At 41.0% G+C, this 13,206-nt stretch carries 12 protein-coding genes; 3 read left to right on the forward strand and 9 right to left on the reverse strand.

Features of this window, described 5'->3' with window-relative positions:
- Positions 1–96: 96 nt before the first annotated feature.
- Both fadD and rnd read left to right on the forward strand, forming a co-directional pair.
- Positions 97–1,749, forward strand: coding sequence for a long-chain-fatty-acid--CoA ligase FadD (gene fadD / locus H5158_RS14050; protein WP_182740266.1), 1,653 nt, complete (start codon positions 97–99; stop codon positions 1,747–1,749).
- 49 nt (positions 1,750–1,798) lie between these two features.
- Positions 1,799–2,929 (forward strand): ribonuclease D, encoded by a 1,131-nt coding sequence (gene rnd / locus H5158_RS14055; protein ID WP_145235687.1) that lies wholly within the window; start codon positions 1,799–1,801, stop codon positions 2,927–2,929.
- An 84-nt stretch (positions 2,930–3,013) separates the two neighbouring features.
- Here rnd and H5158_RS14060 read toward each other — a convergent pair whose 3' ends face one another.
- From H5158_RS14060 to H5158_RS14090, 7 genes are all read right to left on the reverse strand, one after another.
- Positions 3,014–3,886 (reverse strand): sugar phosphate isomerase/epimerase, encoded by an 873-nt coding sequence (locus H5158_RS14060; protein ID WP_182740267.1) that lies wholly within the window; start codon positions 3,884–3,886, stop codon positions 3,014–3,016.
- 73 nt (positions 3,887–3,959) lie between these two features.
- The gene (locus H5158_RS14065) at positions 3,960–4,721 is read right to left on the reverse strand and encodes a gluconate 2-dehydrogenase subunit 3 family protein (protein WP_145235681.1); all 762 of its coding nucleotides are present in this window, start codon (positions 4,719–4,721) and stop codon (positions 3,960–3,962) included.
- Between the two features lies 1 nt (position 4,722).
- A complete protein-coding gene (locus tag H5158_RS14070) occupies positions 4,723–6,402 on the reverse strand; it encodes a GMC family oxidoreductase (protein WP_182718783.1) in 1,680 nt (559 codons plus the stop codon).
- Positions 6,403–6,404: 2 nt separating this feature from the next.
- Entirely contained in the window at positions 6,405–7,097 is a 693-nt protein-coding gene (locus H5158_RS14075; RefSeq protein ID WP_182718784.1) for a DUF1080 domain-containing protein, read from the reverse strand.
- A gap of 36 nt (positions 7,098–7,133) precedes the next feature.
- Complete coding sequence (locus H5158_RS14080) at positions 7,134–8,348, reverse strand: sugar MFS transporter (RefSeq protein WP_182740268.1); 1,215 nt, start codon at positions 8,346–8,348, stop codon at positions 7,134–7,136.
- 18 nt (positions 8,349–8,366) lie between these two features.
- Positions 8,367–9,419 carry a sugar phosphate isomerase/epimerase gene (locus H5158_RS14085; RefSeq protein ID WP_182740269.1) on the reverse strand — a complete coding sequence of 351 codons (1,053 nt, stop codon included), beginning with the start codon at positions 9,417–9,419 and terminating at the stop codon, positions 8,367–8,369.
- A 3-nt stretch (positions 9,420–9,422) separates the two neighbouring features.
- Positions 9,423–10,583, reverse strand: a complete 1,161-nt coding sequence (locus H5158_RS14090; RefSeq protein ID WP_182740270.1) for a Gfo/Idh/MocA family protein — start codon at positions 10,581–10,583, stop codon at positions 9,423–9,425.
- A gap of 163 nt (positions 10,584–10,746) precedes the next feature.
- Here H5158_RS14090 and H5158_RS14095 point away from each other — a divergent pair, with 163 nt between their 5' ends.
- A complete protein-coding gene (locus H5158_RS14095) occupies positions 10,747–11,472 on the forward strand; it encodes an AraC family transcriptional regulator (RefSeq protein ID WP_182718797.1) in 726 nt (241 codons plus the stop codon).
- Here the strand turns inward: H5158_RS14095 and H5158_RS14100 are convergent.
- Positions 11,469–12,344, reverse strand: a complete 876-nt coding sequence (locus H5158_RS14100) for a BadF/BadG/BcrA/BcrD ATPase family protein (RefSeq protein ID WP_182740271.1) — start codon at positions 12,342–12,344, stop codon at positions 11,469–11,471. The two genes, H5158_RS14095 and H5158_RS14100, sit on opposite strands and share 4 nt — an antisense overlap.
- Positions 12,337–13,077 carry a copper homeostasis protein CutC gene (locus tag H5158_RS14105; protein WP_182740272.1) on the reverse strand — a complete coding sequence of 247 codons (741 nt, stop codon included), beginning with the start codon at positions 13,075–13,077 and terminating at the stop codon, positions 12,337–12,339. The genes H5158_RS14100 and H5158_RS14105 overlap by 8 nt, the downstream gene beginning before the upstream one ends.
- Between the last annotated feature and the right edge of the window lie 129 nt (positions 13,078–13,206).

Consider the following 13,206-nt stretch of genomic DNA (forward strand, 5'->3'; position numbering starts at 1 on the left):
AATATTTGCGAATTAGAGTGATTGCTCAATTGTGAAATTGCCTTACTTAGTTTAAGGTTTAATAAAAATAAATTATAAATAGAACAGGAGCTAAGAGTGGAAAAAATTTGGCTGAAGCGCTACCCAGAGGGTATGCCTGAAACAATCGATCCTGAGCACTACAACTCGTTGTTAGAAGTGTTTGAAAAAAGCTTCACTGACTACAAAGACTTGCCTGCTTTTACCAATATGGGTAAAACATTGAGCTATGATGAAATAGACCAAGCAACAAAACGTGTTGCCGTGTATATTCAAAAAGAGCTGGGATTGAAAAAAGGCGATAAAGTGGCTGTAATGATGCCAAATTTATTACAAACACCTGTTTCAATACTCGGTATTTTACGTGCCGGTTGTGTCGTAGTTAACGTTAATCCGCTTTACACTGTACGTGAGCTTGAACATCAATTAAATGATTCAGAAACATCAGCGATTTTTATACTGGCTAACTTTGCAGACACGCTTGAAAAAGCATTGCCGCACACTAAAGTAAAACACATCGTAGTTACCCAAGTGGGTGATATGGTGGGTGGCTTTAAAAAGCACTTGGTTAACTTTGTTGTTAAGCATATTAAAAAAATGGTGCCAAGCTATTCATTGCCTAACCCCATTAAGTTTGAAGCCTTACTTGCAGCGAACGAAAAAGATTACATTAAACCTGAAGTGTGTTTATCTGATATTGCTTTTTTACAATATACCGGTGGCACAACGGGTGTCTCTAAAGGTGCGATGCTGACCCATGGCAATATGGTAGGTAACTTAGAGCAGGTTTCTGGTTGCTTAGATCAAGTGTTAGAACGTGGCAAAGAAGTTGTTGTCACTGCTTTACCGCTTTATCATATCTTTGCACTAACAGCGAACTGCTTAACGTTTATGAAGTATGGCGGATTAAATTTATTGATCACCAATCCGCGTGATATGAAAGGCTTTGTGAAAGAATTAGGCCAACATAAATTCACCGCGATCACGGGCGTAAATACATTATTTAATGGTTTGTTGAATACACCGGGTTTTGCCGAGCTTGATTTTTCAAGTTTGAAAATGTCCCTTGGTGGTGGTATGGCTGTACAGCGACCTGTTGCTGAAAAATGGCAAAAGATCACCAGTAGCAAATTAATGGAAGGGTATGGTTTAACTGAGTGTTCGCCATTAGTTACTGTCAGTCCTTATGATCTAGATTCATACAATGGTTCGATTGGTTTACCTGCACCTAATACTGAGATCAAGTTGATGTTAGATAATGGTGAAGAAGCAGCCAAAGGTGAGCCGGGCGAATTATGGGTTAAAGGCCCACAAGTGATGGTTGGTTATTATAATCGTCCTGATGCAACGGCTGAGTGTTTGCAAGATGGTTGGTTTGCCACAGGGGATATAGCCACTTATGACGATGAAGGATTCTTTTATATTGTTGACCGTAAAAAAGATATGATCATCGTATCTGGCTTTAATGTGTTCCCAAATGAGATCGAAGAAGTGATTGCAATGCATGAAGGTGTTTTAGAAGCAGCAGCAATTGGTATCCCTCATGATGTTAGCGGCGAACAAGTTAAAGTTTTTATTGTTAAAAAAGACCCATCTTTGACTGAAAAAGATATAATAAAACACTGTCGTGATAATTTAACTAATTACAAGGTCCCTAAACTGGTTGAGTTTAGGGATGAATTGCCAAAAACAAACGTTGGCAAAATACTCAGACGAGCCTTGAAAGATTAGCAAGCTAAAAAAGCCGACATATGTCGGCTTTTTTATTGTAGGAGATTAAGTGCAATATCAATTGATCCAAACCCAAAATCAATTAAATGAGTTTGTAGAGCAGATCCGTAACAAACCCATCTTAGCAATTGATACAGAATTTATGCGTCGTCGTACTTTGTATCCTGAAGTTGCCCTTATTCAAGTTTATGACGGCGAACATTTAGCATTAATCGATCCGCTAGCCGAGCTATCATTGTTTGATTTTTGGCAGATTCTACGTGATCCTGCGGTGTTAAAAGTCTTGCATTCACCGTCGGAAGATATTGAAGTATTTCAAAAATACGCCGGCTTCGTACCAGCTCCCTTATTTGATAGCCAATTTGCCTTGCAATTATTAGGCAATGGCAACTGCATGGGCTTTGCTCATATGGTAAAAAATTTACTCGATATTGAAATCGACAAAAGCGAATCACGGACCAATTGGTTACAGCGTCCGCTAACAATTAAACAACTCGATTACGCTGCAGCTGATGTATTTCATTTATTACCGTGCTTTAAAATTATTATTGAACAAATCAACGACGCTGGTTTCTTTGATATTGTGATCAATGAAAGTGAGTTGATTGCACAAAAACGGGCTTATCAAACACCGGATGAACATCTGTATCGAGACATTAAAAATGCTTGGCAATTAAAACCTGCGGATCTTGCTGTATTAAGAGAGCTTGCGGCTTGGCGTCGTAACAAAGCGATACGCAAAAATTTAGCGCTTAACTTTGTATTAAAAGAGCATTGCTTGGTTGAATTGGCAAAACGCAAACCAACGAGTTTAACTGCAATGCGTAATGTCCCAGAAGTCGATAGCATCGAAGTTAACCGCTCGGGCGTTGAAATCTTAAAGTGTATTGAAAAAGCTAAAGTGATCCCTGTTGCAGATTTTCCTGAGCCACTAAGACGACTTATTGACTTTCCAAGTTATAAAAAAGTAGCCAAAGAAATTAAACAAAAAATCACTGCAGTTGCTAAAAAACAGGGCATTCCAGAAGATGTATTTGCATCTAAAAAGCAAATCAACCAGTTGATCAGTTGGAATTGGAAGTTAACCAGCGCTGAGCGTGAACAGACTCCAAAGCCCGATTTACTTAACTCATGGCGTTATGAATACTTAAAAGACACACTGAAAGAGTGGGATGTATAATTATTAAGAGTTCATAGGGACTAAGATAGTTAATGTACTATTGTTAGTCCCTACTGTTTGTGTCAGAGGAGGGAGAAAGTTACTTTATTCGCCCATTTTAGCGAGGATCTTATCTAAATTAACTTTAGATTTAGCCACGCTTTGCATTGGTGTTAACCCATTCGGGTATTCTTCTTGCTCTACGACTAGCCACTGAGTGGCGCCATCAACAATCAATGTTTCTATTATTTTTTGCCATGGATAATCATTTTCACCTAATATAGGACTTAAGCCATCGTTAGGATGGGTGCGAACTTTTAAGTGGGTTGCCAGGGTTCGTCCTGGGTATTTTTTAATGAAATATTCAGGATCTTTTCCTGCATAATGTACCCAACCTATATCAAGCTGCAGTGGCAGGGTATTTGGCGTATTACTGGCAATAGCGTCCCAGTATGTCGCGTTTTGGAATTGACTAAACTCCTTATTATGGTTGTGAAAACCGATGTGCATAGCATAGCGCTGAGCGATTTCATTAACCTGAACGAGTTGTTCGGTCAGAGAGGTAATTCCTTGTGGGTGCCAAGCTCTTTCATCCCAAGGTACAAATAAAATCGAGACACCAAGGGTTTTATAAAACAATAATGTGTCTGTTAAGGTGTCATCCGTTAAGGAGTCAAAGCCGATATGTGCGCTACTAGCGACTAAATTTAGCTTCGCGAGTTTGTCCTGCAGTGCACTTGGATTGTTCTTATAAGGCCCAAAGTCACCTGCAAATTCCACACCTTGAAAGCCCATATCAGCAATAGATGAAAGGGTGCCATCAAAATCCGCTTTTAAGGCATCTTTAACAGACCAAAGCTGAACACTAACGGGGAGTAGTTGTTTGCTTGTTTTTGCATAGATAGACAGCGAGTTTAAAACACAAAAAATAAACAGAATTGAAATAACATAATTAAATAATGATTTGATTTTGAACATAAAAAACACCTAGGAGGAAAAGCAGGGAATTGCTCCCTGCTTAGGGCTGGGCTAGCTAAAAAATAACTTAGCGTTAACTGGCAACTGAATCTTGATAAGCATACTCGGTCAAACCCAGTTCAGCTAAAACGCTATCTAAATGGGCTTTTGCTTCGTCAGTAGGTCCTGGGTAATCGCCTGCAATAGGCACATTGCCTAAATAGCCAATATCTTTACAACCTTGCGGTGTACAAAAGTAGGCACCAAGTACAAGGTTTTTAAAGCGTAAAAAAGCATTACCAATGCGTTGAAACTGCGCAGGGGTTTCATCATCAAAATAAGCAATATCATTTAAGATGGCTGTTTGTTGCTCTTTTTTCAATGCGACAAATGGTGCTTTATAACGCAGCACAGCCTCATCATCGATCCATGCTAAGCCGTGTAAAATAGTAACGCGGTCTTTTTGTTGACCGTTATAAGGTGAGCTTACCCACTCATCAATCACACTCGGTACATTTACCTCAGTTGCACTTGGGTTGTTACCTTCGCTAGGCACGATATAATCGGCTAACACCGCAACTAAATTTAATTGTGCTTGAGTTAATGTCAATGGCCAAGGTGATTGTGGTGGCATAACCATATTTGGATCAGTGCCATAACCTTTAGCTGTTATAGGTTGTAAATCTAAGTCAGGCCAATGTCCTTTATCACTAATTTTCTCTTCTAACGCTTTACTACATCCTGCTGAAAGTGATACGGCGGAACCTGCGGCTAATAAACCAAGCCACTTTAACGATTCACGACGTGTCATGCCGGAAATATATTTGTATGAGTCAACACGATCTTCATTATGCATGTTACAGCGCTCCTTGTTCTATTTGTTTGGCTATCCAGGTTGAATTACGCATTGCCAATGTCATGATGGTTAATGTGCAATTTTTATGTGGATTAGAGGCAAATACCCCTGCATCCATCACAAATAAGTTGTCGCAATCCCATGTTTGGCCCCATTGATTGGTCACTGAATCCTTTGCTGAGCTGCCCATGCGAGTGGTGCCTACTTCATGAATGATCTCGCCACCTTTTGAAATTGCTTTTTCAGCAGCAGGTAATTTGCCCACAGTAGCCCCTAGATTTTCAAGGATCTGTTTCGCTGTTTTTAAGCCGTGCTCAATTTGTTTTAGCTCACGATCTGACCATTTGAAATGAAATTTCGAAACCGGAATGCCCCATTTATCTTTAACATTTTCATCAATTTCCATGTAGGTATCATCGTTGGGGAGCATTTCTCCGCGCAGCGCAAAGCCAACATAAGATCCATAGGCATCACGAACTTGTTGTTTTAGCTCAATACCATAACCACGTTTATCGCCAGAGACTCCAGAGCCAGGTTGATTAAAACCGCTACTGATCTCAAAGTGATAACCACGAGGAAAATCAAGCTCACCTTTGGCATGTGCTTTGTGTCCCCACCAAGGAATAAATAAATGGTTCCCAGTGTGGCCATCTTCGTTATAACGTGGGCGACCTTTTAATGCTGGAACTTGCGCACCAAGCCAAGCACCGGTTGAATCCATTAAGTTACGACCTACTTGGCCACTTGAGTTAGCTAAACCTTTGGGATGCTTGGCGTGTTTTGAATTTAGCAAAATTCGTGCGGATTCGCAGGCACTAGCAGCAAGGATCACGATATCTGCTGTCAGTGTTTTTTCAGCTACGGTTTGCTTATCTATATAAGTTACACCCGTTACTTTACCGTCATCATTAACAGCGACTGATTTAACCATTGCATCAGTAATTATTTCTAAATTCCCAGTTGCTTTTGCCATAGGTAATAATGAGGTTGTAGTTTGAAACGCCGCACCGATTGAGCAACCATGGCCACAAGGTGTTGCATAAAAGCATGCCATACGATCATCTTTTGGCCGAGTTAATACTGCTCTGTGCATAGGCACGGCAGCGATACCCAGTTTTTTCGCACTGGCAGCAATCAGTAACTCAGGAATTCGCGGCGTTGGTGGTGGCTGTAATACCCCAGGTGCAGATGGTGGCATATCATCAAGGCCGGTATTGGTGCCGCAAATACCCACTAGTTCTTCCGTGATGTCGTACCATGGTGCGATATCATCATAAGTGAAAGGCCAATCTGCGCCGTTGCCATCTTGGCTTTTACCTTTAAAATCATGTTCACTAAAGCGTAATGAGTAACGTCCCCAGTGATTAGTTCTTCCACCTAACATGCGTGCACGCCACCAGTAAAAATCAGTGCCTTTGGCGTTAGTGTAAGGCTCATCAGGAACTTGCCAGCCACCATCGACGGTTGCATCGTAAAAGCCAAAGTTTTTGTCTTTATTTCCTGCGCCCATTAAAGGAGCTTCACTGTTACGGCGAAACATTGGGCTTTCTTTTTTTGGATCGTAATCACGCCCCGCTTCAAGTAATAATACTTTATGGCCTAGTTTAGTTAAGGTATAAGCGGCCATTGCGCCACCTGCGCCGGAGCCAACAACCAGTACTTTATGATCAAATGTAGACATGCTTATAGTTCCTTAATTTTTATATTTTTAAACCACACTTTGTCACCATGATCCTGTAAACCTATGCGACCTTCCTTTGCTGTTGCGAAGTTAGACCAAGTTGCAAATTTACTGTTTTTAACCAAGGTATTCCAAGTACTACTGCCCACAACAATACTGGCAGTGTTGACATCATTTTGCCAAACTTGTAAATGGTCATTAAGCATTCTAATACGCACCGTGTTCCACTCAGTTGCAGGTTTGTGAGCTGAAGTAGGTGGCGTAAATAAATCATAAATAGAGCCAGATAAATGAGAATCTATTTTCGTATCTGAATGACGTTCGTTATCTATAATTTGGATTTCAGGGGCGTGCGAGTAAATATATTTACCCAACTCATCGGCTAGAACAAAAATGCCACTATTGCCAACTTCACTAATTTTCCAATCTAGTTTCAAGTCAAAATTGCGATAGACTTTTTTAGTGAGTATGTCGCCGCCGCCTTTAGTGAGTAACATTGCGCCATTGTCTATGGTCCATTTTGGGCTGAGTGTCTCACTTTTGAAATTGCGCCAGTGCGACATATCTTTGCCATCGAACAGTAATTGCCAGCCAGCTGTTTGTTCTTCTTTAGAAAGTTGGTTATCGGGTGTCTTAGCAAAAGCACTGCTACTAAAAGCCAGTGCAATTGACAACACAGAGATTGATTTAAGCATATAATACCCCTTATTTTTGTGTGTTACTTGTTGCTATTAAACGTATTTTTCAACGTTTTTATTTTTTGTTATAAACAGATGAAGACCAATAAATACAATGATCAGGACAATCGGAAAAACCAGTAGATTTTGTAATACAGCTTGTCCTGCGAGCACTTCAACTTGTTCTACACTGACACTAGTTGTTTGTGCTTGTGTTCGCGCATTATCAATCCAATGGCCTATGACGGGGTTCCAGATGCTCATTGCAAACATGCCAGCTCCACCAATTAACGACATGCCAAGTGCACCTGTTTTTGGGGCATACTCAGCGACACAACCGATCATGGTTGGCCAAAAATAAGTAACGCCAACGGCAAATAGTGCTGCGGCAAGGTAGATGGTATTACCTTGCGCTTGGCTCATTAAAAATATCCCTAGTGTTGAAAAAATGGCTGAGCCCAGTAGGACACCCGATGGACTAAAGCGGTGCACAATCGGGCCCGCAAAAAACCGACCTAATGCCATCAATCCGGTGATCAAAGCTAAAATAACCATAGGCGAAGCGCCTGACGAGCCAAGGATTTGCTCAATCCATTGCTGTGTGCCAAATTCGGTGACTGCTGTCAGTGTCATGCAAATAATGAGAAACAAATACAGCGGCGAGAGTAAGTGTTTTAAGTTGCTGGTGGTTGAATTTTGCTGTGTATCAAACTGTGGAAATTTCGCTTTAAGCATCATCGCACCATAAATAATGGTGGGCACAAGGATCAGCGAAACTTGCCATTGCCAGCTGAAGCTAGCGGATGTCATTGCATTTGAAGCTAATGCACCAATTACGATCCCGCCAGGAAACCAAACATGAAAGCGGTTTAACATAGTGGTGGTGTTTTTAGGATACATTTGGGCGATCAGTGGATTACAACCGGCTTCAACCGATCCATTGGCAAAGCCAATTAAAAAGGTCGAGATCAATAATCCCCAAAAACCATCTGCAGTGATAGTTAAAATAAGTCCGCATAGGTGGCAAATAAACGCTAATGCAACCAACTTTTTAGCACCAATCGCGTTATAAATGATGCCCCCGAGCATGGTTGCAACCGGAAACCCTAAAAATGCCATGGCATTTACCCAGCCTAGTTGTGTACCAGTGAGGCCGAACTGCTCGCCTAGTTGTCCTAAAACGCCAGCCCTTATTGCGAAAGTCATTGATGTGACAATTAATGCAATGCAGCAAAGCCGAAAAATAATACCATTATTGTTGTTATTCATTGTGTGTGACCCTGTTTATTAAATACCTAATATCCGCTTATTTCGCTGATCATTTGTGTCCATTGCGCTAAAGTCATCAAATGCTTTAGCCGTAGGGCGGATCAAATGCTCTTTTATAAATTGTGCGCCTTCTTTCGCCCCATCTTCAGGATGTTTAATGCAACACTCCCACTCCAGAACTGCCCAGCCATCAAAACCATATTGCGTTAATTTGCTAAAGATACTTTTGAAATCAATTTGGCCATCACCTAAGGAGCGAAACCGACCAGGGCGGTCTTGCCAATCTTGATAGCCACCATAAATACCGCTGCGACCATTTGGATTAAACTCTGCATCTTTGACGTGAAATGCTTTAATACGATGGTGATAAATATCAATAAATTCTAAGTAATCAAGTTGTTGTAAAATAAAATGGCTGGGATCATAAAGAATATTTACCCGTGGATGATTATTTGTCGCAGCTAAAAAGCGCTCAAACGTTACGCCATCATGTAAATCTTCCCCTGGGTGAAGTTCATAGCAAACATCCACATCCATTTCATCAAAGTAGTCGAGGATTGGCAGCCAGCGTTTCGCAAGTTCTTGGAATCCTTGCTCTACCAGTCCTTTTGGACGCTGCGGCCAAGGGTAAAAAGTATGCCAAAGTAGCGCTCCTGAAAAAGTCACATGGCTTTTTAAGCCCAAATTTTTACTGGCTTTAGCAGCCATCATTAACTGATTGATGGCCCATTTAGTTCTGGCTATAGGATCACCGCGTAGTGCTTGAGGGGCAAAATTGTCAAACATGTCATCATATGCCGGATGAACGGCTACGAGCTGCCCTTGTAAATGAGTTGATAACTCTGAAATTGTAAGCCCCGCCTGCGCAGCAATACTAGTCACTTCATCGCAATAATCTTGGCTTTGGGCTGCTTTTTCTAAATCGAAAATACGAGAATTTGCAGTCGGTAGCTGAATTGCTTTGTAGCCTAAATTTGCTGCCCACTGACAAATAGTGGCAAAGCTGTTGAAAGGAGCTTCATCGCTGATGAATTGCGCTAAGAAGATCGCTGGACCTTTAATTTGTTTCATTTTTTATCCAATTTTAAATGGTTGCCACTTAGTGTCTTTGCCCGACGCTGCTACAGCATTTTCTATAAATGCCATTCCGCGAATTGCTTCTTTAATACCAGGCACGTCAAAGTCATGGTTAGATGCTGAGTATCCGGCTTTTTTTGCGTGAATTTGTTTTGCAAAATTGACATAGATATTGGCAAATGCTTCAAGGTATCCTTCTGGATGACCTGCAGGTGTTCGCAGTGAATTTTGTGCCGCAGTACTTTTTAGACCTACACCTGCACGTAATAGGGTGGTTGGCGCGTTATGACTTTTGAGCCACAAACTATTTGGTTCCATTTGTGACCACTCAAGACTTGCTTGATCGCCATAAATACGCAAATTAAGATTGTTTTCTTCTCCTAATGCAACTTGGCTGGCAAGAAGAACTCCCTTAGAGTTGTTGTTAAAGCGCAGTAAAACGGTGCCATCGTCATCGAGTGTTCTGCCTGCAACAACATGATTTAAGTCAGCGCATAGTGCGGTGATTTCTAGGCCGCTCACGTATTCAGCTAGATTTGCAGCATGCACCCCTATATCAGCTATACAACAACTAATACCGGCCTTATCAGCATCTAAACGCCATTTGGCTTGTTTGGCATTTTCATCTTCGCTGGTGGCAAGCCAACCTTGAGTGTACTCAACAATAATTTTACGAATAGCGCCCAGCTCGCCATCAGTAATACGTTGGCGTGCTTCTTTGATCATCGGATAACCAGTGTAGGTATGAGTTAATCCGTATAAACAATCACTGGCTTGCAGAGTTTTTTCTAATAACAGCGCTTGTTCTAAATTTAGGGTGGCTGGTTTATCTGATAAAACGTGAAAACCTGCTTCAATCGCACACTTTGCAATTGGGAAATGCAAATGATTTGGCGTCACTATTGCCACAAAATCAATTCGTTGATCGGCAGGTAACTTAGCTTCTTCGCTAAACATTTGTTGGTAGCTGTCATAGCAACGAGTTGGATTTATTCCTAGCATTGCAGCAGTAGCTTGGCTGCGTGTTGGATCTGAACTAAAGGAGCCTGCGACTAACTCAATTAAGCCATCTAAGCGTGCAGCAATGCGATGGATTGCACCAATAAATGCACCTTGTGCACCACCGACCATCCCCATGCGGATTTTGGCATTATTCATGAAAAAAGCTCCATGTCAGTAATCGTCTACTGAGTTTAGTTAATATCATGTTATTGATAATAGAGAATGAACAGCGTAAGGGATAATAAAAATTCGGTTGACAATGCAATAAAATCGGCGTTTTATGTATTATTATAAATTCATATTTATAGAATATATTATTATGGAAGTGCAAGGGATCATAAATAAAGCGGGTGTAAATCAACTGATCGCGGCATTTGATTTATTACCCGATATTTTGTTCTGGGTGAAGGATTCTGATAGTCGAATTCTGTACGCAAATCAACATTTTATTGAACATCAAGGGTATAAGTCATTAGAGCAAATTTTACTGAAAACTGATTTTGATTTTTCATCCAAGCACTTAGCATTTCAATACGTCAATGACGATAAACGTGTAATGAATGGCTATGTTGTTACTGATCGTTTGGAGCTAAACCAAACCTCAAATGGTGAATTGGCCTGGTTTTCAACGTCCAAAAAAGCAATTTTAGCTGACGATGGTCAAATACTGGGCACCTATGGCGTTACACGACATTTACAAAAAACATCAAAGGCTTTGTCGCATGTAAGAGCGATTGAAGGGCCAGTAAATTATATACGTGAACACTATCATCGTAATATCTGTATTGAAGAACTTGCCGAGCTTGCTCATTTATCGGTAAGTGCGTTAGAGCGGCGTTTTAAAAAACATTTAGCAAAAACACCTAATCAATTTATTAATGAAATACGTTTAGAAAACGCACGTAAGCTACTTGTTGAAACTCGTTTACCTATTTCACAAATAGCCTATCAATGCGGTTTTTCTGAGCCTAGCTATTTTAGTAAACAATTCAGACGCTTATTTGGTGAGATCCCCTCGCAAATGCGCGACCAAATTGAGCCCTAAGCCAGCCGTTTGGCTAATTGAATAGCGCCTTGCTCGGGCAGGTAATGCGCATCACATAGATAACCTTGTGCTTTGGTAGATAACCAAGGAGTAATTTTCTCGGCTGTGCCTCCCATTAATGTAATGTTGTGATAGCCGTGGCTAACTAAATGATCGATATAACGGGTAATATAGCGCGCTGCTTGCTCTAAAATAATAATGGCCCAAGGATCATCTTGCATTGCGAAAACTAAAGGCGCAAAACTGGCAAAGTAAGCGGGTTTGGCATTGAGTGCTAATTCTGTCAGCTGGTTACTTGTATCACAATTAAGCTGTGCCAATAAGGTATTTATTAATGGGCTTGAGGGGGATAAGCCATCTAAAACCTCTAATGCATAACGAAATAAAGTTAAACCAATCCAGCCTCCGCTTGCGCCATCACTTAATAATAATCCATGGCCCCCTAATTCAATAACGTTACCGTTTTTTATTGCTCCAGCACAAAAGCCAGTGCCTAAAATAATAATCGCACCACTGTTATCACCATGGGCACCTTGACAGGCTATGTGTAAGTCAGTTGAAAAGTTAAATTGTGCAAATGGATGCTGCCACTGTGCCATCTTTTTATTTGCACCGGCAATGCCAGCGCCAGCGAGTCCGGCATAGGCATAAATTGCCCCGAGTGTTGATAGCCCTAAACCAGCCTGTTGTAATGCGTGTGTTGTTGCATCAATAATGGATTGCTGCGCCACTTCAATAGAGGTTGCAATATTTGCTGCACCGCTTACTGCCTCAGCAAGTAGGGTGCCTTGTGCGTTTTCAAGCCTGACTCGGCATTTTGTACCGCCGCCATCAATACCTAAATACAGGGGAGGTTGAGAGTGGTTAGTCATTTTTAGCCTGCTCGTTAGTTCGTTGATTTAAAATTGCGTTAATTAATAACGGATCCACCCAGCCATCCTTGTTGTGTACGCCGGAGTAGGCATGTAGTGACACTAAATTATTGTTGGCAAGTTGCCAAAGTGTACTTGCATTATCAGTGGTTACGCCACCACCAATAACAATTTCTATATGATCATTGGCGTGGCTAATGATTGTTTGTAAATGATTAAGACCTTGCATAACGCCTTTATCATCAGTCCATTTAGTGCCATTTGTGAGGATACGATCAATGCCCAGTTCAGTTAATAGGCCAATTGCCTGTTCGCTGTCTGCTATACAATCAAAAGCGCGATGAAATGTCGTTGCTAAATTATATTTATGTGCGCAGGCAATAAGCGCTGTGGTAGCTGCGATATCAACGTCATTGGCGTTTAGCGCACCAAAAACAACACCGGTAGCACCTGCGTGCGCCGCGTGTGCTATTTGTGTAAGCATTAGCTTCAGTATTGTTGCATCAACAATAAATTGATTCGCAACAGGTCGTATCATGATAAGCAACTCGCCTTCTGAAGGCATTGCATGAGCTGCAATAGTCATTGCTGTTGCACTTGGAGTGAGACCTTCAAGTTGCATTGTGCTGCAAAGTTCAATTCTAGAGGCGCCAGCTGTAAATGCGGTTTTTACATTATCAGCTAACTGAATATGATCATCTGCGTTTAAACAGACTTCTAAATTTTTACGCATTGTTTCGTTCCAAAATACCAGCGATGTTGTTAACAATAAAATATTTAATAATAGTTGATACTATCAGAATAAATAAAACTTATTTATAAATCAGTTGTTTATTTTTATTTTTTACATTTCATGAATATG

The sequence above is a fragment of the Pseudoalteromonas sp. SR45-6 genome, assembly GCF_014163545.1.
Taxonomy (GTDB): Bacteria; Pseudomonadota; Gammaproteobacteria; order Enterobacterales; family Alteromonadaceae; genus Pseudoalteromonas; species Pseudoalteromonas rhizosphaerae.